The sequence below is a fragment of the Bradyrhizobium vignae genome (assembly GCF_004114425.1).
GTDB lineage: Bacteria > Pseudomonadota > Alphaproteobacteria > Rhizobiales > Xanthobacteraceae > Bradyrhizobium > Bradyrhizobium vignae.
Genome location: NZ_RDQF01000027.1, coordinates 23605 through 49865 on the forward strand (window position 1 = coordinate 23605; position 26261 = coordinate 49865).

General features: G+C 63.2%; 23 protein-coding genes and 1 pseudogene. 5 read left to right on the plus strand and 19 right to left on the minus strand.

The window, feature by feature from the left end; all coding sequences use genetic code 11:
• Positions 1 to 51 precede the first annotated feature (51 nt).
• Together EAV90_RS22305 and EAV90_RS22310 are read right to left on the minus strand one after the other, a co-directional pair.
• The gene (locus EAV90_RS22305) at positions 52 to 936 is read right to left on the minus strand and encodes an alpha/beta fold hydrolase (protein ID WP_122401739.1); all 885 of its coding nucleotides are present in this window, start codon (positions 934 to 936) and stop codon (positions 52 to 54) included.
• 8 nt (positions 937 to 944) lie between these two features.
• The gene (locus EAV90_RS22310) at positions 945 to 3452 is read right to left on the minus strand and encodes an alpha/beta hydrolase (protein WP_129144671.1); all 2508 of its coding nucleotides are present in this window, start codon (positions 3450 to 3452) and stop codon (positions 945 to 947) included.
• 130 nt (positions 3453 to 3582) lie between these two features.
• On the opposite strand from EAV90_RS22310, the gene EAV90_RS22315 reads away from it, so the two are divergent.
• Positions 3583 to 4509 (plus strand): alpha/beta fold hydrolase, encoded by a 927-nt coding sequence (locus EAV90_RS22315; RefSeq protein ID WP_129144672.1) that lies wholly within the window; start codon positions 3583 to 3585, stop codon positions 4507 to 4509.
• Positions 4506 to 5105 (plus strand): hypothetical protein, encoded by a 600-nt coding sequence (locus EAV90_RS22320; protein ID WP_122401736.1) that lies wholly within the window; start codon positions 4506 to 4508, stop codon positions 5103 to 5105. The genes EAV90_RS22315 and EAV90_RS22320 overlap by 4 nt, the downstream gene beginning before the upstream one ends.
• An 18-nt stretch (positions 5106 to 5123) precedes the next feature.
• Here EAV90_RS22320 and fabI read toward each other — a convergent pair whose 3' ends face one another.
• Genes fabI through EAV90_RS22340 form a run of 4 tightly spaced genes read right to left on the minus strand, consistent with a single transcriptional unit; the run spans position 5124 to position 10349 of the window.
• Complete coding sequence (gene fabI / locus EAV90_RS22325) at positions 5124 to 5912, minus strand: enoyl-ACP reductase FabI (protein ID WP_122401735.1); 789 nt, start codon at positions 5910 to 5912, stop codon at positions 5124 to 5126.
• Positions 5909 to 7123, minus strand: a complete 1215-nt coding sequence (locus EAV90_RS22330) for an acetate/propionate family kinase (protein WP_122401734.1) — start codon at positions 7121 to 7123, stop codon at positions 5909 to 5911. The genes fabI and EAV90_RS22330 overlap by 4 nt, the downstream gene beginning before the upstream one ends.
• 5 nt (positions 7124 to 7128) lie before the next feature.
• Positions 7129 to 8091, minus strand: a complete 963-nt coding sequence (locus tag EAV90_RS22335; protein WP_122401733.1) for a phosphate acetyltransferase — start codon at positions 8089 to 8091, stop codon at positions 7129 to 7131.
• 29 nt (positions 8092 to 8120) lie between these two features.
• Positions 8121 to 10349, minus strand: coding sequence for a DUF3141 domain-containing protein (locus EAV90_RS22340; protein ID WP_129144673.1), 2229 nt, complete (start codon positions 10347 to 10349; stop codon positions 8121 to 8123).
• 162 nt (positions 10350 to 10511) lie between these two features.
• Here EAV90_RS22340 and EAV90_RS22345 point away from each other — a divergent pair, with 162 nt between their 5' ends.
• Positions 10512 to 11048: a GNAT family N-acetyltransferase gene (locus EAV90_RS22345; RefSeq protein WP_122401731.1), complete on the plus strand. Its 537-nt coding sequence runs from the start codon at positions 10512 to 10514 to the stop codon at positions 11046 to 11048.
• Positions 11049 to 11051: 3 nt separating this feature from the next.
• Here EAV90_RS22345 and EAV90_RS40700 read toward each other — a convergent pair whose 3' ends face one another.
• The 9 genes and pseudogenes from EAV90_RS40700 to EAV90_RS22385 form a co-directional block, all read right to left on the minus strand.
• Complete coding sequence (locus EAV90_RS40700) at positions 11052 to 11267, minus strand: hypothetical protein (protein ID WP_245509579.1); 216 nt, start codon at positions 11265 to 11267, stop codon at positions 11052 to 11054.
• Positions 11218 to 11511, minus strand: a complete 294-nt coding sequence (locus EAV90_RS40705) for a hypothetical protein (RefSeq protein ID WP_245509580.1) — start codon at positions 11509 to 11511, stop codon at positions 11218 to 11220. The genes EAV90_RS40700 and EAV90_RS40705 overlap by 50 nt, the downstream gene beginning before the upstream one ends.
• Complete coding sequence (locus EAV90_RS22355) at positions 11495 to 12412, minus strand: DUF2950 domain-containing protein (protein ID WP_129144674.1); 918 nt, start codon at positions 12410 to 12412, stop codon at positions 11495 to 11497. Before EAV90_RS22355 ends, EAV90_RS40705 begins: the two co-directional genes overlap by 17 nt.
• Positions 12409 to 14076, minus strand: coding sequence for a DUF3300 domain-containing protein (locus EAV90_RS22360; protein ID WP_129144675.1), 1668 nt, complete (start codon positions 14074 to 14076; stop codon positions 12409 to 12411). Before EAV90_RS22360 ends, EAV90_RS22355 begins: the two co-directional genes overlap by 4 nt.
• A 158-nt stretch (positions 14077 to 14234) precedes the next feature.
• Positions 14235 to 16115, minus strand: a complete 1881-nt coding sequence (locus EAV90_RS22365) for a sensor histidine kinase (protein ID WP_129144699.1) — start codon at positions 16113 to 16115, stop codon at positions 14235 to 14237.
• A gap of 95 nt (positions 16116 to 16210) precedes the next feature.
• Positions 16211 to 16495: a hypothetical protein gene (locus EAV90_RS22370; RefSeq protein ID WP_122401727.1), complete on the minus strand. Its 285-nt coding sequence runs from the start codon at positions 16493 to 16495 to the stop codon at positions 16211 to 16213.
• Positions 16492 to 17303: pseudogene (locus tag EAV90_RS22375) on the minus strand (DUF2092 domain-containing protein). Before EAV90_RS22375 ends, EAV90_RS22370 begins: the two are co-directional and overlap by 4 nt.
• Positions 17304 to 17454: 151 nt before the next feature.
• Complete coding sequence (locus EAV90_RS22380; RefSeq protein ID WP_122401726.1) at positions 17455 to 18690, minus strand: HlyD family secretion protein; 1236 nt, start codon at positions 18688 to 18690, stop codon at positions 17455 to 17457.
• A complete protein-coding gene (locus EAV90_RS22385) occupies positions 18683 to 19108 on the minus strand; it encodes a hypothetical protein (protein WP_122406479.1) in 426 nt (141 codons plus the stop codon). The genes EAV90_RS22380 and EAV90_RS22385 overlap by 8 nt, the downstream gene beginning before the upstream one ends.
• A gap of 163 nt (positions 19109 to 19271) precedes the next feature.
• Here EAV90_RS22385 and EAV90_RS22390 point away from each other — a divergent pair, with 163 nt between their 5' ends.
• Positions 19272 to 19724 carry a hypothetical protein gene (locus EAV90_RS22390; RefSeq protein ID WP_025035470.1) on the plus strand — a complete coding sequence of 151 codons (453 nt, stop codon included), beginning with the start codon at positions 19272 to 19274 and terminating at the stop codon, positions 19722 to 19724.
• A 16-nt stretch (positions 19725 to 19740) separates the two neighbouring features.
• Positions 19741 to 20541, plus strand: coding sequence for a polyphosphate kinase 2 (gene ppk2, locus EAV90_RS22395; RefSeq protein ID WP_122401725.1), 801 nt, complete (start codon positions 19741 to 19743; stop codon positions 20539 to 20541).
• A 42-nt stretch (positions 20542 to 20583) separates the two neighbouring features.
• On the opposite strand, the gene EAV90_RS22400 is transcribed toward ppk2, so the two are convergent.
• From EAV90_RS22400 to EAV90_RS22415, 4 genes are all read right to left on the minus strand, one after another.
• Entirely contained in the window at positions 20584 to 21033 is a 450-nt protein-coding gene (locus tag EAV90_RS22400; RefSeq protein ID WP_122401724.1) for a hypothetical protein, read from the minus strand.
• Positions 21034 to 21222: 189 nt separating this feature from the next.
• On the minus strand, positions 21223 to 21663 hold the full coding sequence (locus tag EAV90_RS22405; RefSeq protein ID WP_122401723.1) for a hypothetical protein: 441 nt from the start codon (positions 21661 to 21663) through the stop codon (positions 21223 to 21225).
• Positions 21664 to 21680: 17 nt separating this feature from the next.
• Entirely contained in the window at positions 21681 to 23381 is a 1701-nt protein-coding gene (locus EAV90_RS22410) for an aspartate:alanine exchanger family transporter (protein ID WP_122401722.1), read from the minus strand.
• A gap of 17 nt (positions 23382 to 23398) precedes the next feature.
• Positions 23399 to 26149 (minus strand): decarboxylase, encoded by a 2751-nt coding sequence (locus tag EAV90_RS22415; RefSeq protein ID WP_129144676.1) that lies wholly within the window; start codon positions 26147 to 26149, stop codon positions 23399 to 23401.
• Positions 26150 to 26261 lie beyond the last annotated feature (112 nt).

Consider the following 26261-nt stretch of genomic DNA (forward strand, 5'->3'; position numbering starts at 1 on the left):
ATCAATCGATGACGTGACGGCCGCCGTCGACATCGAGGATACCGCCGGTCGTCAGCCTGGCGCCGTTGACTGTGACGCGGCAAGTCCTCCGAACCAGGCACCAAAATAGCCCGCATAAAGCGCCGGCGATTCGAGGTTCATCGAATGCCCAATGCCCGGCACGATGACCAGCCGGCAATCCGGCATCGCTTCGGCCATGGCACGGAGATCGGCCGGGGCGATCCAGCCGTCCCGCTCGCCCCACAACACGAGGTGCGGATGCCGGATCTCCGGCATGCGCCGCTCCAGCTCGCCGCTCTCCCTCTCGTGTGTCAAGTTGACCGGCGTTCCGATCCAGATCCCCTCGGAGACGACGAAGGTCTGCTCGATGATCCGATCGAACAGCGCCTGGATCTCGCCGAGCCCCTCGCGAAAGCGCGGCACCATGTTCGGCGCAAGGCTCTCCGGGACGAACAACGAAGAGGCGGCGGTCGCCATGACGGACCGCGTCAGCTCCTTGCTCGCCATCATCGCCCTGAACAGCCCAATCTGATCGGCATTGAAGGCCATGCCGAGCGGCGTCACCGGGTCCAGCGCGAACACACGGCCAAACCGCCGCGGTTGCATCAACAGCATCCGCGCAGCAATGATGCCGCCGGTCGAATGGGTCGCAAGATGGCAGTATCGGATGCCCAGCGCATCGAGCGCCACCAGCATGTCCTGCGCATGCTGCTGCATGGAGTAGTTGGCGTAGTTGGTCGCCGGCTTCGGCCGGGCGCTGTCGCCGCAGCCGCGCCAGTCAATGGCAATGACGCGGAGTCCACTTGGAAACATCGGTGCGGCGAGCTCGATCCAGTCCTTGCTGGCGAGATTGCCGTGGATGAAGACGACGGTCACGTCGCCTTGTCCCCACTCCCGCCAGCCAAGCTGGACTTCGCCCGCCTGCACTTTCGGCATAGCGCACCCTATTTGTTGAGACCGGCCGTCGGCGCCGCACCGGGCGGCGTCGGCGCCACCGGCAAGGCCGACACCACCGCGCCCTTGATCATGCGGTCGGTGCCGAGCGGCGACGAGGTGTCGACCGTTCCCTTGGTCACGAAGTCCGCGACATCGGCGGCATATTCGACAGGATTGTCGGTATGGATGAAGTGACCGGTCTCCGGATAGACCTTGAGCATCGGCCGATTGCCGGCATTCGTCATCCTCGTCATGAACGGCGTAATGACATCGCGGCCGAGGTCAGTCAGCCCGTTGAAGGCAGGTGTAGGGATGAAAGGCTCCTTGTCGCCGAACGCAAGGAAGATCGGCGCCTTGATCTGGATAACCCGCTCATAGAGATTCTTCGGATCATCCTGCTGGAGTTCGGCACCGATGGTGTAGATGTCGAAGATGAAGACGTTGCACCATTGATCGAGCTCCTTGGGGTTGCCTTTGGTGAGTCCAACGCGCTGCTCGGTGTGGAAGCGGGCATACTCGCTGTCACTGAAGAAGTAGCCGCTTTTGGCTGCCGAGACCACGCCAGTGTCGGGGTCCCGCTTCTTGAAATAGAAGAAGTCGCGGATGTTTTGCTCGTCGCGCGCCTTCTCCGCTGCGAGAATGCCGGTCTGATCCCAGATCTGTTTCCACTTATCGAAGTCGCGGCCGAGGGTCGGATCGAACAGCGGCGCCTTCTTGTCCTTGGCGATGGTGATCTCGCGCGGATATTCCTCGAGACCGGACGGCGCTTCCAGGGCTAGGCCTTGCACCGCATCCGGCCAGGTCAGCGCGTAGCCCATCACGAACTGACCGCCGAGCGAATGGCCGAGATAATAGGCCTTCTTGACGCCGAGCTGGTTGACGACGAGGTCGTAGATCACCTCACGCATGTCCTGCATTGTCCGCGCCGGGCTCTTGTCGAGATTGCCGGGCCCGGACATGCCGTAATGCGGCAGGTCCGGCACGATGACGCGAAGACCGCTGCGCAGGGCGTACTGCATGATGTTGCCGTAATGGCCGCCGAATGCGCCCTTGCCATGGATGATGACGAGCACCTTCGGGTCCTTGTCGGTCCCAGCATACTCGTCCATGTAGCCGATTTCCCAGGAGTTGCCGCGCTTGTCCTTGGCGTCGGCGAATTTGACCGGATAGGGATAGGTCACATACGCCTTCCAGAACGACTTCTTCGGATCGATATTGTCGGCAACATTGGGCGCACGATAATTTTTGTCGACGAATTTCTGAGCGCGATCGAGTGCCGCCACGTCGTCCATGAAGGCGACGAACTTCGGGTCGTTCTTGCGCTGATTGATGATCGGGAACACGCCGTAATGGGCGACCGGGCTTTCCTGTGCGATCAGGTCCGCGCCCGGCACGCGGTCGACGGCCTTCTGCGCCAGCTTGAAATTCAGCCAGAGATCATTGGTGATGTGCATCACCAGCGTGCGGGCCTGGATACGACCGAGATAAGCATTGATGTTGTGTGTCTCGCCGACTCGATTGCGCCAGACGAGGTCGACCGCATCATAAAGCTTGGCGCGGTTGGTGACGTTCAAGCCTGCCTTCTCGTTCGGCGGGTCCCAGTAGAAAATCTCGGGCTGCACCGCGGACCAGTTCTGACTCGTGCGGAAGGCAAAATCGTAACCCGTCATTCCGAGGATCGACCAGCCGAACGCAAGGCCCGGCACCGGGTGCTTCTCCTTGGGCAGTTTATAGTAATCGCCGTTGGTGGACTGCCAGACGGGATCGGATTGGATTGCCGCCGTCATCATCTGGAAGGTCCAGTTGCCGACGGGGTCCTCGCCATCCGACTGCGTGGTGCCGCCGATCGGCATCAGGGCGTTGATATATTCCGGGTGCATCACGCCCCAGACGTAAGTCTGCGTGCCGCCCATGGAGACGCCGGTGACCAGCGCGACGCGCGCAACCTTGAGCTCGTCGCGCAGCAGGCGGTAATTGGCCTGCACCATGTCGTAGTAGCTGTACTGCGGAAACCTGATTCCGAGACCATCCGACGGCTTGCTCGCTCCCCAGGTGCCGAGCGGATCGACCATGATCACGTAATAGCGGTCGGTGTCGATGGGGCGGCCGGGTCCGATGATCGGCACGCCGCCTGATAGCGCCGCGCCCTTGACCCATTGCTCGTACATATCAGTGGAATCGCCAGAGTAGTAGGAGTTGATAACGATGGCATTGGTGATCTCGCCGGCTGCATTGCGCCGGGCGTTTCCGATGGCGATATAGGCCGTGTGCAGCTTGCCCGCGCCCAACGACTCAAGGGTGACGCCCCCCTCGCCGCCGTTCTCCCATTTCGAGGGATCGGACAGGTCGTACTTGCCGCCGAGGCGGAAGTTGGCAAGCTCGTAGGTTTTCTTCAACCCGTCATGCTGCACCTGCGACGAACGTCGCGTGAAGGGTTGTGCGACTGCGAGCGCAGTGCCGACCAGCAGCAGGACCAGACTGATCAAGCTGCGCTTGACGATATCCCTCGCGGTCATGGCGGAGTCCTCCCTGGCGTATTTTGGCGACACGCTAGGCAGGACGACCGGGCGAGCTTTGATCTAACTCAACGGAATGTGCTTGCCGACGTTGAGGATCGCGCGATCGAAATCGCCGCCGGCCAGCGTAATGCCTTTCCTCAGTCATGGGTCATACCGGGTCCGCTATGAGCTCGACGGGCCGGCGGGCGCGCCGGCCTATGTCCTGGTGAACGGGCTGACGCAATATTCCGAGCTTTGGGGCGCATACCGCGAGGCCCTGCTGGCGCGCGGCTTTCGCGTTGCCACCTTCGACCTGCTCGGCCAGGGTGCCTCCGACAAGCCGACGCTGTTCATCAGCCAGGACGACCAGGTCGCCGCGCTGGGCCTCCTGATCGGCGAGCTCGGCAACGGCCCAATCTTCCTGAGCGGCATCAGCTTCGGCGGCCTGATTGCACTGCGCTATGCTATCGCGCATGGCGAACGGCTGTCCGGCCTGGTGCCGATGAGCTGCTTCGCCGAGCTCACGCCGCAGCTTCTGCTGCTCGGCAATGCGCTGCGGACCGGGCTGATCCTTGGCGGCACAAGTTACCTCCAGGACCTGCTGCTGCCGATGAATCTGTCCGACCAATGGCTGAAGCCGCTGCTGGACAAGCTCGACAGCGTCAAGCGGCAGGGCTGGCTGGTCAATGATGTCTACGCGCTCCAGAACCTGATGGAGTCCTTCCTGGATTTCCAGCCGCTCACGCCGCGCCTGTCCGCGATCTCGGTTCCGACCATGATCCTGAATGGCGAGTTCGACTTTCTGACCCCGCGCGCTCTGCACGACACCTTGCGTGTCGAGATTCCGGACAGTTCATTGGTGATCATTCCCAAGGCCTACCACGCCTTCACGCTGGAGAAGGGCGCGCTCACGGCCGATCTGCTGGCGCGCTTTGCCGAGGAGGTGCTGGCCGGCCGCTGGCAAGGCAATCAGGCGGTCTGGGTGGCGCCGGACCAGCCCGGCGGCGAGCTCACGCCGTTTCCGGCCGGCTACGATCATCTGCGCGCCATCCCGGTCAAGCGAGCGCTGCCATGAGCGACTTCCTCGGTCCCGTCGAGCCGGACGGCCGCATTCCACCGTACCAGCAGACGCGGGTCGCAGCATTCCTGATCTCGGCGCACGGCGCCCTCGCGCGGCAATTCGCCTTCACGCTGCCGGCGCGGCTCGACGCGGCATGGCAGACCGAGTTGAACGCGCAATTCTATCGCGAGGCCGAGATCGTCTCACTGCTGCTGCGCGCCACATCCTGGGGGCTGGATCTATCCCTGGGCTACATGGTCGCGTCCTGGGAGACGGCCTGGGCGCCTGCGCCGATCGACGGGATCGCAGACCCTCACCTTAACCAGGCGGTACACCTCGCAACGCTAGCCCACGCCGTGCATGCCGGCATCCGGCCGGCTGCGCTGCTACCGCTCGAGGCCAATGCGCAGGATCCCTTTGTCATGGCGCTGCGCCGGATCGAATTCGAGAGCGGCCGGCTGTTGCAGGCCCAGATTCTGTTTCTCAAGGGCACAGATCTTGCGCAGCATCGCGATGCGGTAAGTGCGGCGCTCGAGCAGCGTCACGCCGGCGTCCGCAAGCTCTGGCGCGAATTGCTCGAGAGCATCGGCATCGGCGCACCAGCGGCGTGACAACGCGCGATTGCGCGATCAATCGATGATATGGTAGCCGCCGTCGATATAGAGCACGCCGCCGGTGATCAGCTTGGCGCCGTCGAGCGCGAGGAAGGCGGTGGCGTTCCCGACATCGTCGATGCTCACGAGGCTGCGCGAAGGCGCCTTGGACTGCGCCTTGTCCATCAGTTCGTCGAACTCCGGAATGCCTGAAGCCGCGCGGGTTGCAAGCGGTCCCGGCGAGATCGCGTGCACGCGGATCCCCTTCGGACCCAGTTCGGCGGCAGCGTAGCGAACCGAGGCTTCGAGCGCGGCCTTGGCGACACCCATGATGTTGTAGTTCTCCACCACCATCTGACTGCCGTAATAGGTCATCGTGAACAGCGCGCCCCCGTTCTTCATCAGCGGCTCGGCGAGATGCGCCATGCGCAGGAACGACCAGCAGGAGACGTCCATGGTCTTGAGGAAGCCGTCACGGCCGACATCGACGACCCGGCCGTGCAACGCCTCCTTGGGCGAGAACGCAATGGAATGAAGCAGGAAATCGAGCTGGCCCCACTCCGACTTGATGCGCTCGAACACCGCTTCGGTCTGGCCTTCGACCATGACGTCGAGCGGCATGAATATCGGTGCTTCCAGCGCCTGCGCCAGCGGCTCGACGTGCTTCTTGGCGCGGTCGTTCAGATAGGTGACGGCGAGATCGGCGCCGAGCGCCCGGAATGCCCTGGCGCAGCCCCAGGCGATCGACTGGTCGTTGGCGATGCCGACAACGAGCCCCTTCTTCCCCTTCAGGGCGACCTTGCTGTCCGGAAATGCTGGGATCATGACACCCTCTCATGTCTGGAGTTTGGCGAGTGGCCGTTCATCAGAAGCGCCAGCGTATGCTGCGCGATCATCAGCTCCTCGTCGGTCGGCACGACGTAGACGGGGATACGACTTGTCGCCGCCGAGATCAGCCGCGCATGGCGCGCATTCTCGGCCGTATCGAGCATCACGCCGAGCCAGCCGAGCTGCTCCGCCACGCAGCCACGGATACTGCTCGAATTCTCGCCGATACCGGCGGTGAAAACAAAGGCGTCGAGACCCTGGAGTGCCGCGGCGAGCATGCCGGCATTGAGGCCGATGCGATAGACGAAATAGTCCAGCGCCAGCTTGGCTTGCGGGTCGGTGCTTGCCTCCAGCTCGCGCATGTCGTTGCTAACGCCGGAGAGTCCTTTCAAGCCGCAGTCGCGATAGAGCAAATCCTGCACCTTGGAAGCCGTCATCCCCTTCTCGGAGATCAGGTACAGCACGACGCCGGGATCGAGCTGGCCTGGACGCGTGCCCATCGGCAGTCCGTCGAGCGCGGTGAATCCCATGGTGCTCTCGACACTCAGTCCGTCCTTCATGGCGCACATCGAGGCGCCGCTGCCGAGATGGGCGACGATCACCCTGCGCTTTGCGATGTCTGGCGCGATCTGCAGCAGGGTCCTGGAGATGTACTCATAGGACAGGCCGTGAAAGCCGTAGCGCCGCACGCCTTCGGCGTGGAGCTGGTGGGGGATGGCGTAATGATCGGCCAGCGAACCGTGCGCGCGGTGAAACGCGGTGTCGAAGCACGCGACCTGCGGCACCGCGGGGAAATTGGTCAGGATCGAGCGGATCGGCGCGAGATTGTGCGGCTGATGCAGCGGAGCCAGCGCGATGAAGCGCTCCAGCCGCGCCACTACGCCATGATCGACCAGGACCGGTCGTTCATAATCCGGCCCGCCATGGACGACGCGATGCCCGACCGCCATCGGATGGATGCGCACCTCGTTCCGCAGCCATTCGCCCGCAACGTTCATTGCTGCTGGAACGTCTGGGATCGTTTCGATCGGATAGGCTCGGTCTGCAATGGGGTCGTTGCCCGCCCTGCTCGCCCGCAAGCGCGGCCGGCTGCCGATGCCATCCACCTGTCCCTTGATCAGGCGGCGCAGCATGCCCTCACCCTCGACCGCAAAGACCTGGAACTTGACGCTCGACGAGCCGGCGTTGACGACAAGGATGCTGTCCATGGCGGTCACGCCGAAACTGCCGGCGCCTTCTGGCGCCGGGCATGAGCATAGAGCGCAGCGACGGCGCAGGACGCCATCCGCGCCCGCGGAGTGTCGGCGCGCGAGGTCAAGACAACAGGCACGCGCGCGCCGAGCACGATGCCAGCGCCGTCGGCCTTGGCGAAATAAGCAAGATTCTTGGCGAGCATGTTGCCCGCCTCGAGGTCCGGCACGACCAGTATCTGAGCGCGGCCGGCGACCTCGGACTTGATGCCCTTGATCCGCGCCGATTCGAGGTCGATCGCGTTGTCGAACGCCAGCGGCCCGTCGAGCACGCCCCCGGTGATCTGGCCGCGATCCGCCATCTTGCAGAGCGCCGCGGCCTCGATCGTGGACGGAATTTTCGACGTGACCGTTTCAACTGCGGAAAGGATGGCCACCCGCGGCGACTTGCCGAAGCCCGCCTGATTGTAGAGGTCGATCGCGTTCTGAATGATGTCCCGCTTGGCGTCCAGATCGGGGAAGATGTTGATGGCGGCGTCAGTGACGAAGATCGTCTCGGCGTAGGCCGGTACATCCATGACGAAAACGTGGCTGATGCGCCGATCGGTCCGCAATCCCCCAACCTTGGCCGTGACAGCTCGCATCAGCTCGTCGGTGTGAAGGCTGCCCTTCATGAGCAATTCGCCGCGCGCGGCATGGATCAATTCGACGCCCTTCGCGGCGGCATCGTCACTGTGTGCGGCATCCACGATCTCATAACCCGAGATGTCCAGGCCGAACCTGGCAGCCGTATCCCTGATCTTGCGCTCCGATCCGACCAGGAGCGGCCGGATGATGCCGGCAGACGCGCTGTCGACGGCACCTCGCAAGGATGTCTCATCGCAGGGATGCACCACGACAGTCGGCGTCGGCGGGATTGCCTTGGCCGCGGCGATCAGGCGATCATACTTGCTGGGAGACTGCGTTGCCGTCGCATCTGCTGACATGATGTCGCTCCCGATCCTTACAACTCGCGTTACGACGCCTTCGCCTTGGGATCGAAAGGAGCGACGTTCGACGCCCTTTCGGAACCTTCCGCGGTGTCGAGGCCAAACAGGCCGGCGATCTGCCGCAGCCGGTTTGCGCGCTCGCCCGTGACATCCGCACTGGCCGAAAGCACCTGCTCGATCGCTTCAAATGCTGCACGACGAACGTGCATGTCTTCAGGCAGCAATTTCGGTATTGCGGCGAGCGCCCATTCTCGATCGAGCAACAGCATAAAGAACTGCTCGCGTACCAGCATCTTGAACTCGGCAAGAGACATGCGTGCGCCGCCATGATCCCGGCGGATCTGGCGCAGAGCCTCAATGCTGCGTTCGTCCACCATTCCCCGTGCCGACCCGACGTAGAGCAAAGCGCGCAGCGCCGCTTCACGGAGGCCGCCCTCACCGATCCGCGACTTCAGATCGGCAATGCGCTTCTCGAGCATGGTGCGATGCTCGGCGGACATCTCACGCCGACGCGACGGCGTGGACGTCGGATCGATCCCGACGGCCGCCTGGAGCGTCGGGGACCCGTAGACGCTGAGGAACATCGCTTCGCTGAGCGCTTCCTGTGAATCGCGCCAGCTGTCGAGGGCGTGAACGACCTGCTTCGAGATCTGCTCCTGGAACGCCAGGAACGGATTGTCCGCAGCGACCGGCTTGCGCTCCTCGGCGGCCTTCTCGGCCAATAATTTTACCGTCGCCATGTAAGGATTCTGGCTGCTGAACAGCTCGTATTGCAGCCGCAGCGGATGCATGTTGTGAGCCCATTCCGCCATCTGCGGCGTCACCACGCGCTTGAGCCATGGCTGGACGAATTTCTGGTAAGCCGCCAGATTGATTTCCGAGATCCGCTTGGCTGTGGCAAAGCGTCGCTCGTCTTCGGGCGAATTGCCGCCCATGGCGCGGATGTCGTCGAGCGTCCGCGCTTCGCAGCGCATCACCCACTGGCCGACGACCAGATCCGAACTTGCGGTTTCCTCATCCTTCGCCTCGAATGTTGCTTCATAGAGCCCGGGCGGCAGAACGTCGATGAGGTCGATGTTGCTTGAAAATTCCGCGTGCTCCTTCTTGGCGACGCCGCCGGAGACGAAGATGCCGAGATGGCCGATACTCTTGTGCACGGTGTAGACGATGGTCTGGCCATAGGCCCTGATCTCATCGACATCGGCATAGCAATCGAGGATCCAGTGCAGCGCCTGCTGCGGCGGCGTGATGTTGTCGCCCTCGGAGCAGAACACCACGATCGGGGATCTGATGTTGCGGAGATCAACCTTCCGGCCATCGGACATTTCGATGTTGCCGGCGGCGAGATTGTTGCCGACGAACAGCTCATCGACGATGAACTGAATCTCCTCGGCGTTCAGGTTGACGTGGCCGCCCCACCAACGCTCGAATTCAAGGTACCGCTCTGCCTCGGTGTCGACCTTGGAATAGACGTTGTACTGCTTGGTCCAGAGCGTATTCGAGGGGTTCTGGTTCTCGAAGTTCTGCACCAGCCATGCACCATCGAACTTACCGGCGCCGAGATCAGAGATCAGGGCCGTTAGCCAGCTTCCGCCCAAGAGCCCGCCCGAGTAGCGCATCGGATATTTTCCGTGCACGCCGGCCCAATAAGCCAGCGGCGCGCCGGCGATGATCAGCGGGCCGAACAGTTCGGGACGCAGCGAGGCCAGGATCATGACGGCCCATCCGGCCTGGCAATTGCCGATCACGCAGGGCTTGCCGTCGGCATCTGGGTGAAGGCTCATGACCTTTTCGATAAAGATGGCTTCGGCACGCGCGATGCGCTCGATGGTCTGACCGGGCATGGGGTCAGGCAGGAATCCGATGAAGTAGCAGGGATGACCTGCCTTCATCGCCACCCCGATCTCGCTATCCGCCTTGAAGCCGCCGATGCCGGGGCCGTGGCCCGCACGCGGATCGACCACGACGAACGGCCGCCGCTCCATATCGATCTCGACGTTGTCAGGCGGAACGATGCGCACCAGCGCGTAATTGACAGGTTCGGCGAGCTGGCGCCCGTCCATGATCAATTCGGCCGCGTATTGCAGAACATGCGGGGCGGTTTTCGCGACATGCTCCCTGTACTGATCCCCGCGCCGGCGCATGATATCCAGGAATAGGACACTGCGCTGTCCCGCATCGACCAGGTATTCGACTGCCGAGGCGATCAGCCCCGACATGGGACCTCCCGGAAATTGTACCTTGTCCATGGACATGTCCTCGACCTCTCCGTCGCTTTCGCCAATTGACGGCGCTGTGCGAGGACGAACGTTGATCTAGGTCAAGATGATCTGCTCGCTTGGGAGGCGTTTATCCTGCATTATAAGGCGTGAGACGCGTCTGGTTTGAGCCGACGGCTTCGGACGAATGACATCGGCATGTCACAAGTAGCAACTTACAGCGTGAAAACCGTCCTGAAGGACGGCACTTCGATCCAGATCCGCGCGCTTCGCGGCAGCGACGAGGCGGATATGCTCGCTGCCATCGCGCGTACCGGGCCGCAGTCGCTGCAGAGCCGATTCTTCATTTTGAAACGGCATTTCTCGGAGAAGGAGCGCACCTTCTTCATGGACGTGGATTTCAGCAATCACGTTGCGCTGGCCGCTCTCGTCGAAGAACAGGGGCGAGACACAGTTATCGGCGGCGGCCGGTACGTTATCGTCGAGCCCGGTCGGGCCGAGATGGCCTTCATGGTGGTGGATGCCTGGCAAGGCCGCGGGGTGGGCTCCCTGTTGCTGAGGCACCTGACAGACATCGCGCGCGAGCAAGGCGTACGAGAGCTCACGGCCGAGGTTCTGTCCGACAACAGGCCCATGCGCAGCGTATTCGCGAAGGCGGGCTTCAAGCTTGCGCGGAGTGACGATCCGACAACGGTGCACCTGTCGCTCTCGCTTGGGTCCGCGCCGCCGGACTGAGCCTCACCTCAAAGCGATCGTGATCTGACTGATATTGGCCGCCAGCTCAAATCCCGCCTTGGGGCCTTGCAGCACCATCGTGACGCCCTTTTCGTTGCGGAGGTGCACACCGTTGGCACCGCCGACCAGCGCAAAGCCGCCGCCAACGGAACTGTAGGTGCCGGCGAAATCACTGATCTCCCGGATACCGGATGCCCAGCCGACGGCCGACCGTTGCACCGATCGTGATGCCGAAGCTCAGGCCGCTGATCTTGAAGGGATAGGTCTTGCCCCGGTACGTCAACACGCCGCTGCCGGCGCCACCGCCGACCAGGAGGCCTGCCTTGACGATCTTCACTCTGACCTGACCGGCTGCTTGCGCGAAGGACGGCGTCGCCGGCATGGTCAGCCCGAACGCGAGCAGGAGCAGCGCGATCAGGCGAAATGCGCGCCCGCGCACGCGCGGCTCAGGGTTTTGCGGCATCGACCTTCTTCCAGGTCTGGTCGGGATCGAACAGCGTGATGCGCTGCGCGATAGACTCGGTGCGCTTGCCGAGATCCTTCTGATAGACGACGCCGTCATGATTGACGAGGAAGGTCATGACGCCCGAATTGCCGTATTCCGCCGGCCAGGCGATCAGGCCGAAGCCGCCGATCATCTTGCCTTTGACAACGTAGTTGAGCGCACCGCCTCGCGCATCCGGGCCCTGCCCCTTCAGGATGTGGAAATAGTAGCCGTGATACGGCGCAGGCCCGACATCGGCTGCGTTGTAGCCTTCCCGTGACGCCTCGGCCGCCAGCGCGCCGAGCGGGCTCGGATCGCTGTCGTCGCGCCAGAACAGGCCGTCCTTCTTGCCGGGCGAGGAGACGATGCGCTGCGCGTAGACGCCCGCGCCCTCGCCGCGGTCCTTGTCGGCATATTCGTTTTGCGCATCGACATAGGCGAGCATGGTCTGGATCGCGTCGAGCTCGTTGCGGCCGATACGGCGACGCAGCACCTCGATCCGTCCTTCGTCGGTGTCGAACGCCCAGCCCGTCCTGGTGTTGACCAGCGGAATTGGGAACGGGAAGTCGTCCGGCCCGAGCATCAGGATCGCAGTCTTGTTGCCTTCTGTCTTGATGACGTGCTTGGTATCATACATGGAGCTGAAGCGCGCCCGAATGTCGTTGTCGGCGACCTCGTCGCCGGACGACACGATGTCCTCCGCGTTCCTGCCCAGCACTTTCAAGATGTCTTTCGGGCCGCTCTTCACCGCGGCCGCAAGCGCAGAGGCGGCCTCTTCCGGTGTCTTGTAGGATTCCTGCGCGAGAGAGGGCGATCCGAGCAGCGCGAGCGCGACGACGCCGGGCAGTAGCGCATGGTTAAACGATTTCAGACCGGTCATGGCATCACCTCCGCTGGAATCTTCGCGCCGCCGGCGAGCCAGTCGCGATAGGTGCGGAACGTCAGTCCGAGTTTTTCGTAATGGACGCGCAGATAGCCGTCGCTGCCGTGGGTCACTGCATCGGGCATGACCTGCTCGACCTCCTGCGCCATCACGCCGACATAAGCCTTGTGGCTGCCGATATAGCTGAACCGATAATAGCCAAGGCCATTCGAGAGGTGACCGAGCAGGACGAGATCATGCTTCAGCGCAATGTCGGAACGCCGGCCGCCGCCGCCGCCGCGGAAGCCGCCTCCTCCACCGCCGCCACGCATCGCCATTCCGCCACCGCCGCCGCGGCCGGCAAAGCTTGGTCCGCCGCCGCCACCGCGCGGCATGCTCGCCATGCTGGCGCGGCCGCGCGCGGATGCTGCGGCAGCCGAACGGCCGGAGGAAACGTTCATGGCGCCGCCGCGATTGCCGCCGCCACGGTTGGCCGCACCGCCGCCGGCGCGGTTCGCAGCCTTGGCGCGATCGCCGCTGCCCTTGGTCGCACCCTTGGCACGATCACCAGCCCCGGCACGATCGCCGCCGCCGGGCCGGTCGCGCGTAGCTGCGCTGGGGCGATCACCTGCGCCCGGACGGTCGCCGCGATTGCCGGCGCGATCACCTTGGCCGCCGCGATCCCCCGCACGATCTCCCGCCCGGTCCCCGGCACCCTGATCGGGGCGCAGCACCTGGTTGCCGTCGCGGCCGCGGAAATCCATCCGGTCCGACACGCCGGCCTTCAGATTGTTGTTGCCGAAGCGCTGCTGAACATTGCTATTGTTGTAGCGTACACCGCCGCGATGCGCCGGATTGTGCTGCCAGCCGTTGGCGATGTTCGTGGTGCGATGGTTGACATAGACGTTGCGGTTGCCCCAGTTGCAGCCGCCGCCCCAGTAATTGCCCCAGCGTCCGATCGCCCAGGCCGTGCCGAAGGCGATACCGGCGGCGACCATGCCGGCGCCGATATAGGATGGGTAGCCCCAATAATACGGCGGATACTCCGCATAGGGCCAGCTGCCGTAGACCGTCGCCGGGTCGTAATACGGCACGTACATCGCCGCGGGATCGGCCTGCTGGATGACGACGACCTGCTTGCCCTCCTGAGACTGGACGCTGACCTTCTGCTGCTTGGTGGTGACGAGCTTCTTGTTGTCATAGGCTTTGGTGCGCAGACGCTGGATCGCGTCCATCACGTCGGGCTGCTGCGCGAGGAAGGCATCGCCCAGCTTCTTGGTCCAGTCGAGCTGGTCGCTCATCATTGCGAGGACGTCGGCGGTGCTGGCCAGCGCCTTGACGCTGTCGTCCCAGCCCTGCTTCTCCACTTCCGTCTTCAGCGCATCGCCCTTCAGGCTCTTGCGATCCTTCAGCCAACGATCGGCCTGCACAACTTCCAGCGGATAGGTCGATGCAGCCAGTACATTGGCGAGGAGCTCGTCCGGATAAAGCGCAATCGGCGCAACCAGGGCCTCAAGCTGCTCGGGCTTCAGGAGCTCGGCCGTGGGCATCGGCGGGCTCGCGGGCTGCGCCTGCGGCGCTGGCGCTGGCGCTGCAGGTGTCGTTGTGGTCTGCGCCGTTGCAGCGACCGAAGTCGCCATCACAAGCACTAGCGCCATCAGGGTGTTGCCGCAACGAAACATCACATCCTCCCTCCGGACTTCCAGTGTGGGAGGATCGAGCCGGGGCGCAGGCGTTTGTTGATCGAGATCAACGAAACGAGGCCGTCGAGGCTGCCGCAGCGCACGGACGCACGACCATTCGACGAGGATTTTGGCCGTGACAGCCCGCGGATCATCTCTCAGCGCGCGACCGGGAGCCGGATCGTGAACAGTGCGCCTCCCGCCGGCTGGTTCGCCGCGGCGATCGTGCCGTGATGGGCTTCGATGATGGTTCTGGCGATCGCAAGCCCCATGCCCATGCCATGCGGTTTGGTCGTGAAGAACGGATCGAACAGGCTTGCGAGGTCGGAGGCGGGTATTCCAGGCCCGGTGTCGGCAATCCTGATTTCGGCCTGATTGCCGGCACGCAGGGTCGCGACGCTGACCTCCCGCTTTCCGGTGTCGGCGTCGGAGATCGCATCCATCGCGTTGATGATCAGGTTGAGCATGACCTGCTGAAGCTGGACCGGATCGCCCTTGACGTGAAGGGCGGCCATGACCGGAAGATAACTCAATGTGATCCGGCGCCCCTGGGCGAGCGCCTTCACGAGACCGATTGCTTCGCGCACCGTATCGTTGAGTTCGATGTTCTTGACCTCGAACGGGGTCTTTTTCAGAATGCTGCGCAGCCTGCGGATCACCTCGCTCGCCCGTTGGTCGTCCCTTCTGATGTCAGCGAGGATCTGCTGGATCTCGACCAGATCAGGCTGGGCAGCCCTGAGCATGAGCTCTGCCGTTTCGGCATTGGTCAGAATCGATCCGAGTGGCTGGTTCAATTCATGCGCGATCGAGGTCGTCAGCTCGCCAACGGCCGAGTACCGGTTCACGTGGGCGAGCTCCGTCAGCCGCTGACGCGATTCGACTTCCGCAACCCGCCGGCGGCGACGCTCGTGCAGAAGCCCGCTGATGAGTCCGGCCTGGACCAGGAACACGGCCGAGATCATCAGCATCTGCCAGCGATAGCGCTGCCAGATAGTCGGCTCGCGAAACAGAATGGTGCTTCCCGGAGGCAGGCGACTCTCGCTGATGCCCCAGCGCTGCAACTCCCGCCAATCGTATTTAGGAGGGGCATATTCGATCGGTTCAATTCTGACGTTTGCAGGCTCTTCGCCGCCCAGAATTCGGAGTGCCGCATCGGCGGTCTTTTGGCCGAGTTCAGGAATTGAATGCATCGGACCGCCGACAATGTCGCGTCCGAAAAACGACTCCTCAAAGCAGAAGATTGGGGCGTTCGCGACGGCATGAAGGCGATGCAGGGCAAACTTTCCATCATGAATGACACCCGCCGCGTCGACCGACATCAACCCCCAGAACAGAACCGTGTGCGGTGGAAGCGTCGACGCCCGTTTCAGGATCTCCTCGAACGACAGATCCCCGTACCAAACGAACGAAACTCGGTCTTCGAGCGGCTTGACGTCCCTCTTAACCTCTTCGAGCCAGAATTTTTCCAACGCAGACGCGCCGATGACAAGGGCTATCGTCTGCGTGTCCGGCAGCACCTGCAGAACGTTGCGGAAGGCCGTGACAAATTCGTTACGGACTGACACTACCGCGTCATTCCTGGTCAGGCGTGCGCGGTCGACCAATCGTTCCTCGACTGTCGTGAGGACCATTGGCGCCTTCGGAAACAGCCTCTCGCGATGCCTTTGCACGAATCCCGCCGCCGGTCCGCCAATGCTCATCACGATATCAGGTGGCCGCCCTTCGTACAGCGAGCCAAGATATTCGACGAAGGGCCCGTCAGGGCCTGGCGCGATGAACCTGGCAGCAAGAAGCGTATGCTCCTGGATATCGAGCGGCCAAGGAGAGCGCTCCTCGAGATTGGTCTTGATGCTGCGTGCGTACTCGCTCCAGGGCAAGAAATCACGCCCGAAGGAATGCAGCATCAACACACGCTTGGGCTCGCTGCGCGTTGCCGTGGCCGATTGCGCGCGCGCAGGGCCGCATAGCGTGCACGCGGCGAGCAAGAGGCCGAGACAAAGCCACGCAGCCGTAACCGGCCTGACCGCATCTGTGGACATGCGCCCGCTCAGCTCCACTCCCCGCAGCTTTCGCCGACTGCGACCTCCGACAATTTTAGCCGGGATCGCACCAAACGGACAGCCCCCGGGAAGCCTCAGCAGCGCGTGACGACGCGGCCATAGGCGTCCACGACCTGCGCGCAGGAGGGCGCATAATAGGCGCCGGCGGCTCCCGCCGCGGCGCCAACCGCAACCGCTCGGCGTGTTGTTCGACGCGCGACGCCGGCATAGCTCATGGGCGTGAGCGGGCGTCCAACCCTCGCCTGCGCTTCCGAAAGGAAGCTGCTCTCGCCGATGCCAGGTGCACCATTCCAGGACAGTCCGGCGGCAAAGGCGACCATCGCGGCCGCGCCGATCAAAGTCTTTCGCAGCATGATCATTTCTTGGCTCCTGTCGGTGTGCCCGGGGGAAGTTCGTCGAATTCCGCCATCGCGACCGAGTTGATGTCGATCCTGGTGGCGCCGGCCGGTGGCTTGAACACGAAGGTGTCCTCGGCAAATGCGTCGGTCTTCCAGTCCCTGATCCGCAACGTGTACTGCGGTGCGCCCGTCACCGTCTTGCTGGTGATCACGTATTTGCGCGGCACCGGCTTGGCGCCCGTCTCGATCCAGATCTGCCAATCGGTGTCGGGCGTGCGAAATGCGAGATGCTCGCACTCGACGCCGTCGACCACCCCTGCCCGATATGCTTCCCGTCGGTGGCCGTACCCATCAGTTCCTCGAATGCGTTGGTGAGCAGCAGATCGGTGCCGGGCATGCCGAGCCCGGAATGGGCCTGCATCTCGCCGATCATCTGGTCCACCGTGCCCGCCATCTCGGCCTGCATGTAGGATTTGGCGTCGTTGCCGTAGAGCGAGAGCGTCTTGCCGTCATAAACCAGCTCGACATCCGCATAGCCGCCGGTGCGCCTGACGCGGAGCTTGTCGGGCCTGCCCAGCTTGACCTGTCCGGAGCTCGCGAACTGGATCTTCTGAAGTTCGGGCGTGATGATCTCGATGTCGCTGTCGAACGAGGCGGACAGGGTGTTCTGGCTGGTCAGATAGTCCGTCATCGATTTCAGGATCTTGGCCGGATCATCGGCGTGCGCGGGCGAGGCCGCCGCCAGCAACAGAGCCGTGCCGAAGCCAGACAATGTGGTACGAAGGGTTGGTGTTGATCTCATCTCATATCCTCCTCGGATGAAGGACATTGAGATGCGCCGGCGATCGTCTTGCTTGACATGCGTCAATGCTTGCACACTCGCCGCGAGAATTCCGACCGCGCGGACCAGCGCAGGCGACCGAAACGGCAGGCGAGGACGAATTTCGGCGAACTCGCCTTGTCCGTCCTCCTCTTGCGATTCAATGGCCGCCGCTCAGCACGAGTGTCTGGATCGGCAGCAACAAGGCCTGAATGCGCAGCAGCAGCGCATGGACGAGGCCGACGGCGTCCACGACGTGCAGCGCGATCTTCCGGCTGGTCGGGGTGTCCTTGGCCGAGATCTCCTCGTGGTTGCTGGTGTAGGCATTGACGATGCAGCTCGAGCCCGGTGTGACACCGTCGAGGCCGCCTTTGTAAAGCGGCTCCAGAAAGACCAGGATCGTGCCGGGGCGGACGACATTCTGCGGATCGATTAGTTGCTCGCCGGAGCGAAACTGCCCCGCCGCGATGTAGTCCTGCACCGTCGTGATCACCATCGGGATGATCACCCAGGGCTTCGAGATGCAGGTCGCTTCCGCTATCATGCCCTCCTTCATGACCTGCGCCTCGATCTGGCCGAAACCGGCCTGAAGCGCCTTGCGGCCCGCTCCCTCCGGAACGAGAACGCCGGCGGGGCGCATCAGCTGGTTGACGACGTCGCCGGGGCGAACCAGGAACTGCTCGACCCGGCCATCGACGCCGGCACGCACAAACGTCTTGTCGAGCTCGACCTGTGCCTGGTCGAGCGCGGCTTCGGCGCTGGCCTTTTGGGCCGGCAGCAGAACTGAGACCTGCAGGGAGGCCGACTGCTTCGCCGCCGTCGCGGCGTCGATGCCGGACTGTCGCTGATCGACCAGCACCTGGAGCTTGTCGATGTCACGCTGCGGAACAATGCCGGGGTTGCGACGCTGGAGCTCGGTCTTGACCTCGAGCTCGTCCTTGGCCTGCTGGTGGTTCGCTTTCGCCTCCCCGAGCTGCGCCTCGGCCTTGACCACGTCAGCCTGCGCGGTCTGCATGGCGGCATCGACCTCCGCGACTTTGCGCTTGGCCGTTTCGACGGCGGCCTGCTGCTTGGAGCTGTCGAGCGTGAACAGCACGTCGCCCTTCTTGACCGGCGCGCTGAAGCCGATCTTTACCTCGGCGACACGGCCCGAGCCTTCAGGCAGAATCGGCACTGTGCGGAAGTACAGCGTCGCCGACGACGTCGCCGGATGGAAGTAGAAGATCATGGTGATGAGCGAGACCGTCAGCATCAGGCAGGCGGTGATGCCCCAGCGCAGCTCGTACCAGACTGAAAAGAAGGTGATTTCCTTGCCGAAGCGCTTGCCCTGAGCGTAGCGACGGTAGAGGTAGTCCGGGAGGATCGTGACCAGGGAGCAGATCAGCAGCTCAAGCATGACTGTGCTCCCTCTCCTTGGCAGGTCCCGGCTTGTCAGAAGGAGATGGCGCGGCTGCTGCCTCTGGCTGGATTTCTCTCGCATCGGCGGACGGCGTGGCGTCGGCGATCTTCTCGACGGATCCGGCGATGCTGCGCAGCGGCGTGCCAAAATCCGGAAGATCGATCAGCGCGAGGAGCAGGCCGGCGACCCAGAAGATGTGCATGTGCGTGAACAGCGAGATCAGGCCGAGCACCGCAACGAGCTCGAACTGCAATTTCTGCGATTTGTGCGCCATCCGCTCGGGCAGGCTGTGCAGTTTCCAATAGAGCGTGCCGACCCAGAGCACGGCCCCGATCAGGAATACGCCCATCACCACCATCAGCGTATCGGTCCCGCTCCCCGGTGCGAGATAGAACGGCAGATGATGAGGTGCCATCGGATGAAGCTGCTCGCTCAAAGGTCTCTCCCGGTCAAAACGTGCATGTGCAGCACTGTGTTCGGGTATGTTCGCGTTTGTTTGATTTGAGTCAAGGGAGCGCGTTTGGGGCGACCTAGCGTCTGCTGCATGCCGATCGCATAATCATGAGGAGCCGCCCGCCATGCCCGGCCTAGACGATCTCATCCCCAGCGCCGCCCAGATTCGTAAGGAAGCAGCCCTCAAGGAGGCCGAAAAGGCGGATGAATATGTGCGCCTTGCCGCTGCGGCCGAGGCCGAGAAGCGCGCCCTGATCGAGCGCTTGAGCAAGCCGTCGGGCAAGACCGAGGAGGAGAAGATCAAGCTCGCCTCGACCATTATCCAGCGCGCGGTGCGCAACGGCCTCACGGAAGTGCTGGTCTATCGCTTCCCGAATTCGCTGTGCACTGACAAGGGCCGCGCCATCAATCAGATGGAGAAGGGCTGGGAGAACACCCTGACCGGCATCCCCAAGGAAATCTTCCAGCTCTGGACCGATTACCTGAAACCGCGCGGCTATCGCATCGCCTATCAGATCATCGATTTTCCCGGCGGCGTGCCCGGCGACATCGGGGTGACCATATCCTGGGACGATTAGCAACGGAAGGATCGGGATGGCCAAGGACGCAGCTGCGGAGCGGATGAAGCGGAAGGATTACGAGAAGGAGCTCGAGAAGCTTCAGGTCGAACTGTGCCACCTCCAGGACTACGTGCGGGAAAACAAGCTCCGGGTCATCATCCTGTTCGAGGGCCGGGACGCCGCCGGCAAGGGCGGGACCATCAAGGCGATCACCGAGAAGGTCAGCCCGCGCGTGTTCCGGGTCGTCGCCCTCCCTGCGCCATCCGACCGCGAGAAGACGCAATTGTTCTTCCAGCGCTATATGGAGCGATTTCCGGCCGGCGGCGAGATCGTGATCTTCGACCGGAGCTGGTACAACCGCGCCGGCGTCGAATACGTCATGGGCTTCTGCACCCCTGCCGAGCACGAGCGCTTCCTCAACCTGTGCCCGCAGATGGAGAAATACGTCATCGACGGCGGCATCATCCTGATCAAGATCTGGCTCGAGGTCGGGATGGACGAGCAGGAGCGCCGCTTCAAGGCCCGCATCGACGACCCGGTCCGGCAGTGGAAGCTCAGTCCGATGGACCTGGAATCCTTCCGCCGATGGTACGACTATTCGCGCGCGCGCGACCTGATGCTGAAGAAGACCAGCACGAAGGATGCGCCCTGGTACATCGTCCGCTCTGACGACAAACGAAGGGCGCGGCTGAACTGCATCGCCCACCTTCTCGGCGCCATCCCCTACAAGCGCATCAAGAAGGACAAGATCAAGCTGCCGAACCGCTCCGACAAGGGACGCTACAACGACCAGGTCAGCCTCAAGGAAATGAATTTCGTCGCGCAGCGCTATTGAGCAGCATCAGGCCGCTAGGGGCCTGATGCTGCAGCCGATCGCTCAATAGCGATACGGGTTTTGGTGCGGGCAGACCCAATTGCCGTAGGTGTCCTGATAACAGCCATTGTTGTAGTAGCCGTAAGCGCCGTAAGCGCCCGCTGCTGCGGCCCCAACCGCGGCGGCGCCATAGGCCGCGCGGCCCCAGCCGTAACCAGGACGATATCCCGGATAACCGGCGACGGGACGGCCCGGGCGACCTGCGACTGGATAGCGGCCGGGACGACCGGCTATCGGATGAGCAGGGCGCGCACCTCTGGCGACGCGATGCCCGCCATGGATGCGGCCAGCATGAACAGCACCACCGCGGAAACCTCCGCCATGAAAGCCGCCTGCACGCGCTCCGCCGCCATGAAAGCCGCCACCACCGCGACGAGCGAAAGCATCGTCGGGAACGAGGCTGACGGTGAGCAGGACAAAGACCGCAAGAGCAGCCAGAAGATAACGAAGCATGGCATCTCCTCCTATGATCGGGGTGCCATCACTCGGTCTTGGATGATGCCGCCGCACGACCGCGATAGGCACCCGATGGTAAGGTCGGGTACCGATCCGAATTTGAGCTTGACTTAAATCAACAAGACGACGGCTTTGTGAGGTGGGCTCCTGCAGCGCGCGCGTGAACACGCGCGCTGCGTGGCCCCTTCAACTCGATTTCAGGCGGATTGTGACGCCGCCGACGGCAGCCGATACTTCCGCGCCGACCCGCGGGCCGCTGAGCTGGAGGATCACGCCATTGCTGTTCTGCAACTGAACCGCGCCAGCACCTGCGGCGACTGCCCCACCTGCTCCTCCCACGGCATAAGTGCCTTCAATGGATGCCGGCCCCTTCAAATTGAGGGCGCGGCCGACGAACTTCGTGGTCGACGCCCCGATGGTGAGGCCTACGCTCATGCCAGACACCGTGAACGGATATTTCTTGCCCCGGTAGAGCAGAACGCCCTCTCCGCCACCGGCGCCGATGATGAAGCCACCCTTGGTGAAGACGACCGCAACCTGGCCGGTATCGGCACGGGCCGGCGTGTTGAAGCCGGCAACGGTTGCGAGCGAGGCGACCAGGACGGCGCCGAAGGTCAGTTTTCTCATGACGTGTCTTCCCCTTATTATTGAGCCAGGATCATCGCGAAGTAACCGAAGATGGTGAGAAGGATGCCCGAAACGGCATAGCCGACCGGGAATCCGATCCAGGGCACGGAGCTCTGGATCTCGACCGCAGCCTCGCGGCACGGGCCGGAATGCGAGCGCGCGCCGGCAACGCCGCCCATCAGCACCGCCGGATTGATCTTGAAGACGTGGAATCCGATCGCCCAGACGATGAACGGCGGGATCGTGCACGCGATGAAGCCGACGATGAAGATCTTCAGGGCGACCGCGCCGGTGAGCTGGGCCAACAGGCCTGCGCCGGCATTGACGCCGACGATCGCGACGAACACGACGAGGCCGAGATCCTCGAGTACGTTTCGCGCCGCATTCGGCGTATTGCCGAAGAAGCGCAGACGCGACACGATCGAGGACACGATCACGCCGGACAGCAAGAGGCCGCCGGCATTGCCGAGGCCGACCTTGGCCCCGAACGCGGGGAATTCGACCATGCCGATCAGGAAGCCAAGGATCATGCCGACAGACAGAGTCAGCAGGTCGGTCGAGGTGTTGGCGCGCGCGATGCGCCCCCACATCTCGCCGAGCTCGTTGACCGCCGACTTCAGGCCGACCACCGAGACGATGTCCATGCGTTCCAGCTTGGTCTTGAGACCGGCCGGGATCTGCACGCCGCCCCGTTCGACCTTGGTGACCTGCAGCTGGCCGGCGATAGCCGTGTCGCGGAAGGATTCGAAGGTACGCCCGACGACGTCCTTGTTGAAGACGACGATTTCAGCCTGGTCCATGGGTATACCGAGCGTCTTGGCATCGACGACTTCCGGACCAATCAGGCCCATCTTCTCGGTCAGATGCTCGGTCGATCCGCCCAGCGCGACGATATCGCCCTTCTGCAGCACGAGATCAGGATCAGCGCCCTGCGGCTCGCCCTTACGCCCCACATTGACGATCCGGTATTCCGGATTCATTGCGCGGAATTTGGCAATGCTCAACCCCACCGTCGCTGGATTCTCCAGCCGGTAGGCGCGCAGACCGAACTGACGGTAGCCGGTCAGGGCGCCGCCTTCGAGATCCTTGACGCCGAACTCCTGCTCGTACTTCTTCGCAGCGGCCTTGGCATCGACGCCCCACCAGCGCGGCAAATATTTGCAGATCAGGATGATGCCGACGGTGCCCCAGATATAGGTGATGCCGTAGGACAGAGCGATCATGCCGGACGCTTCCTCGGGCTTCATACCCTCAGGCAGCTTGACGACACCTGAGGTTACCGCCTGCTCGGCCGAGCCGATCGCCGCCGACATGGTCTGCGACCCCGCCAGCATGCCGCCGGCCGCACCGGGCGGCAACGCGAAGAGCTTCGCACCAAGCACGACCAGTGTCAGGCCCAGAATGCTGGACACGACCGCGAGGAACAGGAACTTGACGCCATCTCCCCTGAGGCTGTTGATGAAGGACGGACCGACGCGCAGACCTACACCGTACATGAAGAGATAGTAAAAGAGGCTCTTGGCGAAATTGTTCAGCTCCAGCTTCACGCCATAGCTGGATGCCCAGACCGAGATGCCCGCGCCGACCACGATGGCGCCAGCGACCATGCCGAGACCATAACCCTTGATGCTGGCCCGGCCGATATAGACGGCGAGACCGACCACGAAGAACAGCAGCAAATACGGGTACTGCTGCAAGAACTGAAAAAATGCCTGCATGTTCGTCCCCTCCCGCCCTATGACGCGGCCTTGAGCTTCGGCTGCGCGCTGGGCTTCGGCCTGCCGAGCTTGGCCAAGGCTTCCGTCCGTACGAGTTTCAGCCCTTCCTTGGCGTCGTAGCCATGGATCTCCTTCACATCGAGCTTGCGCATGAAGTCGATGGTCTCCTGGGTGATGACCTGGCCGGGCACCATGATCGGGAAGCCCGGCGGATACGGGATCACGAAGTTGGCCGAGACGAGCTCGGGACCGGCCTTCAGCCGCCGGTCGATCTCGGGGTCGTTGAGGCGAATGTGCTCGCAGCCGGCGACGTCATAGGCCGCGTAGAAGCCGCTGCGGATATCGCCTTCATTGGTCCTGGTGCCGGCATCGCCGCGGAAGCTCGGGTGGAAATGCGAGAAGTTCGGCAGGTCGGGCACGTCCTTCATGAGGCTCGTCACCCGTGCCTCGAAGGTCTTCCGCGCATTGGCGCCGCTGGCGAGGCCGCGGTCGATCTCGCCCGCGATCTCGGCGAGCACGCGGACGAGATGCGCGACATCGCTGCGGGTGTTGTTGATGTTGGACTGGACCAGGACCGAGTTGCGTGAGGTCTTGTTGACCTGGATGTTGTACTCGTTGGCGAGAATGCCCTTGAACTGCGTGCCGTCATAGCCGGCCATGCCGCACACCAGCGTCATGCGGGTCGGGTCGAGGCAGAACTCGTCCTCGTCCAGACTCCTCAGCGCATTCGCCCAATTGACGCCGGGGGCGAGGAAGTCGGTGAAGCCGCTCTGGCGGTACTGCGCCGGCACCATGGCGTCGGCGCCAAGGATGCGGAAATATTTCGAGATCAGCGGATTGTTGTTGACCGCCTGGCGGATCGCGAACGCGATCTCGATCGCGTTGGCGACGAGGCCATAGCCCTCCAACTCCATCTGCCGCCGCGAGATGTCGAGGCTGGCGATGAGCTGCTGGTTCGGACTGGTCGAGGCATGGGTGAACACCGCCTCCTTGAACTGCTGCTCGACGGTGTGGAATTCGACGTCCTTGACCGAAAGCATCGAGCCCTGGCGGATCGCCGACATCGACTTGTGGGTCGAGTTGGTCTGGTAGACGCGCAGCCGGATCTGTCTGGGGTCCGGGATCAGCCGGGTCTTGAGCAGCACCTCGTCGGACGGGTTCTTGCCGAGCTCGGCCTGCTGCTTCTCATAGACCGCGACCGACCTGGGATCGCGCATCCATGCCTCGATCTCGTTGGCGGCGCCAAGTCCGGTCCGGCGGCGCAGGAACGGCGAGAAGCGCGCGAAGCCGAACCAGGCTTCATCCCAGAGAAAGATCAGATCGGGCTTGATGGCGAGGCATTCCTCCATCACCCGTCTAGTGTTGTAGATATGGCCGTCGAAGGTACAGTTCGTCAGGTCGACCATCTTGACGCGGTCGAGCCGGCCGTCGGCCTTGGCGCCCAGCAGCGCCTGCTTGATCGTCTTCAGCGGCACCGCGCCATACATCGAATATTCCGTCATCGGGAAGGCTTCGACATAGAGCGGCTGCGCACCGGCAAGCACCATGCCGTAGTGATGCGACTTGTGGCAATTGCGATCGACGATCGCGATGTCGCCGGGCGCGAGCAGGGCCTGCACCGCCATCTTGTTCGACGTCGAGGTGCCGTTGGTGACGAAGAAGACGCGGTCGGCGCCGAGCGCCCTCGCCGCCTTCTCCTGCGCCTTCTTGATGGTGCCGGTCGGCTCCAGCATGCTGTCGAGGCCGCCGGTGGTGGCGCTGCTCTCGGCCAGGAACAGGTTCGGGCCGTAGAACTCGCCCATGTCCCGGATCCAGTCGGACTTGAAGATCGACTTGCCTCGGGCGATCGGCAGCGCGTGGAACGTGCCGATCGGACGCTGCGCATATTTCTTGAGATTGTCGAAGAACGGCGTGTCGTAGCGATCCTGGATGCCTTCGAGGATCGACAGATGCAGTTCCAGCAGTTCTTCAACGGAATAGAAGATGCGGCGGACCACATCCGCCTCGGGATTGCCTGCCAACTCTTCCACGTCCCGGTTCGAGATCATGTAAAGGTCGAGCTCGGGCCTGACGCGCTTGATGATCTGGGCGAGCCGGAGCGCCGAGGTGTCGGTTTCGTCGATGAGACCGGCCGAGGCCATGATCGAGCGCAACACCGGCGCATCGTGGCGCGAGCGCAGGCCGAAGCCCTCGTTGATGATGACTGCTCCGATGTTCGGATTGAGCATCGTCGCGCAGAAGGCGTCCTCCAGGCTGCCGACGATGACAGGTTCGTAGACGAAGGCATCGACCGGGCGCCGCAGCTTGCGCCATTCGGCGGCCAGGGCCGGCCACTGGCTCGATGATGCGCCGGTGACGATCAGGGTCTCGAAATACGGCCTACGCGCGCTGTGCGCGCCAAAGGCCGGCGGCACCAGCTCCGGCGCGTCAGCATTGCCGTCGTCCTTGGCGTTCCAGTCGCCGGCATGCTGGCGGAAGGATCGCGTCGCCAGCGCCTGGGCAATTCGCGTCGCAAGGGCGAACGATGACGCACCGTCGCCGGCGGCCGCAGCTTCCCGCAGCGCCGCCATGAGGTGCGGACCGGGATAGCCGTGAAATTCCTCGGTGATCGAAAGATCGGCCAGTGCCGCATCATAGGCCGCGCGATTGCCCACGCGCGCCCAGGTCTTTGCTGCCTCCACAAGGTCGCGCCAGTCGTCTGCCCGCGCGCCCGGGCCGGAAAAGAACTGGTCGATACGCTTCTGTGCGGGCTTGGTGTCTTTGGACATCTCTCTCTCCCGATCCTTTACCGAAGGTGATGCGGATCGTGGGAGCGGCGCGGGTCGTGCCATTGATCCAAGTCAACGGTCGCGTGCATTATGCGAGCCGATGCCGTGCCGT

Excerpts from the sequence above, each read along its gene's own strand:
- EAV90_RS22305 (WP_122401739.1), bottom strand. The coding sequence starts at position 936 with ATGCCGAAAGTGCAGGCGGGCGAAGTCCAGCTTGGCTGGCGGGAGTGG.
- EAV90_RS22310 (WP_129144671.1), bottom strand. The coding sequence starts at position 3,452 with ATGACCGCGAGGGATATCGTCAAGCGCAGCTTGATCAGTCTGGTCCTG.
- EAV90_RS22315 (WP_129144672.1), top strand. The coding sequence starts at position 3,583 with ATGCCTTTCCTCAGTCATGGGTCATACCGGGTCCGCTATGAGCTCGAC.
- EAV90_RS22320 (WP_122401736.1), top strand. The coding sequence starts at position 4,506 with ATGAGCGACTTCCTCGGTCCCGTCGAGCCGGACGGCCGCATTCCACCG.
- fabI (WP_122401735.1), bottom strand. The coding sequence starts at position 5,912 with ATGATCCCAGCATTTCCGGACAGCAAGGTCGCCCTGAAGGGGAAGAAG.
- EAV90_RS22330 (WP_122401734.1), bottom strand. The coding sequence starts at position 7,123 with ATGGACAGCATCCTTGTCGTCAACGCCGGCTCGTCGAGCGTCAAGTTC.
- EAV90_RS22335 (WP_122401733.1), bottom strand. The coding sequence starts at position 8,091 with ATGTCAGCAGATGCGACGGCAACGCAGTCTCCCAGCAAGTATGATCGC.
- EAV90_RS22340 (WP_129144673.1), bottom strand. The coding sequence starts at position 10,349 with ATGTCCATGGACAAGGTACAATTTCCGGGAGGTCCCATGTCGGGGCTG.
- EAV90_RS22345 (WP_122401731.1), top strand. The coding sequence starts at position 10,512 with ATGTCACAAGTAGCAACTTACAGCGTGAAAACCGTCCTGAAGGACGGC.
- EAV90_RS40705 (WP_245509580.1), bottom strand. The coding sequence starts at position 11,511 with ATGCCGCAAAACCCTGAGCCGCGCGTGCGCGGGCGCGCATTTCGCCTG.
- EAV90_RS22355 (WP_129144674.1), bottom strand. The coding sequence starts at position 12,412 with ATGACCGGTCTGAAATCGTTTAACCATGCGCTACTGCCCGGCGTCGTC.
- EAV90_RS22360 (WP_129144675.1), bottom strand. The coding sequence starts at position 14,076 with ATGTTTCGTTGCGGCAACACCCTGATGGCGCTAGTGCTTGTGATGGCG.
- EAV90_RS22365 (WP_129144699.1), bottom strand. The coding sequence starts at position 16,115 with ATGTCCACAGATGCGGTCAGGCCGGTTACGGCTGCGTGGCTTTGTCTC.
- EAV90_RS22370 (WP_122401727.1), bottom strand. The coding sequence starts at position 16,495 with ATGATCATGCTGCGAAAGACTTTGATCGGCGCGGCCGCGATGGTCGCC.
- EAV90_RS22380 (WP_122401726.1), bottom strand. The coding sequence starts at position 18,690 with ATGCTTGAGCTGCTGATCTGCTCCCTGGTCACGATCCTCCCGGACTAC.
- EAV90_RS22385 (WP_122406479.1), bottom strand. The coding sequence starts at position 19,108 with ATGGCACCTCATCATCTGCCGTTCTATCTCGCACCGGGGAGCGGGACC.
- EAV90_RS22390 (WP_025035470.1), top strand. The coding sequence starts at position 19,272 with ATGCCCGGCCTAGACGATCTCATCCCCAGCGCCGCCCAGATTCGTAAG.
- ppk2 (WP_122401725.1), top strand. The coding sequence starts at position 19,741 with ATGGCCAAGGACGCAGCTGCGGAGCGGATGAAGCGGAAGGATTACGAG.
- EAV90_RS22400 (WP_122401724.1), bottom strand. The coding sequence starts at position 21,033 with ATGCTTCGTTATCTTCTGGCTGCTCTTGCGGTCTTTGTCCTGCTCACC.
- EAV90_RS22405 (WP_122401723.1), bottom strand. The coding sequence starts at position 21,663 with ATGAGAAAACTGACCTTCGGCGCCGTCCTGGTCGCCTCGCTCGCAACC.
- EAV90_RS22410 (WP_122401722.1), bottom strand. The coding sequence starts at position 23,381 with ATGCAGGCATTTTTTCAGTTCTTGCAGCAGTACCCGTATTTGCTGCTG.
- EAV90_RS22415 (WP_129144676.1), bottom strand. The coding sequence starts at position 26,149 with ATGTCCAAAGACACCAAGCCCGCACAGAAGCGTATCGACCAGTTCTTT.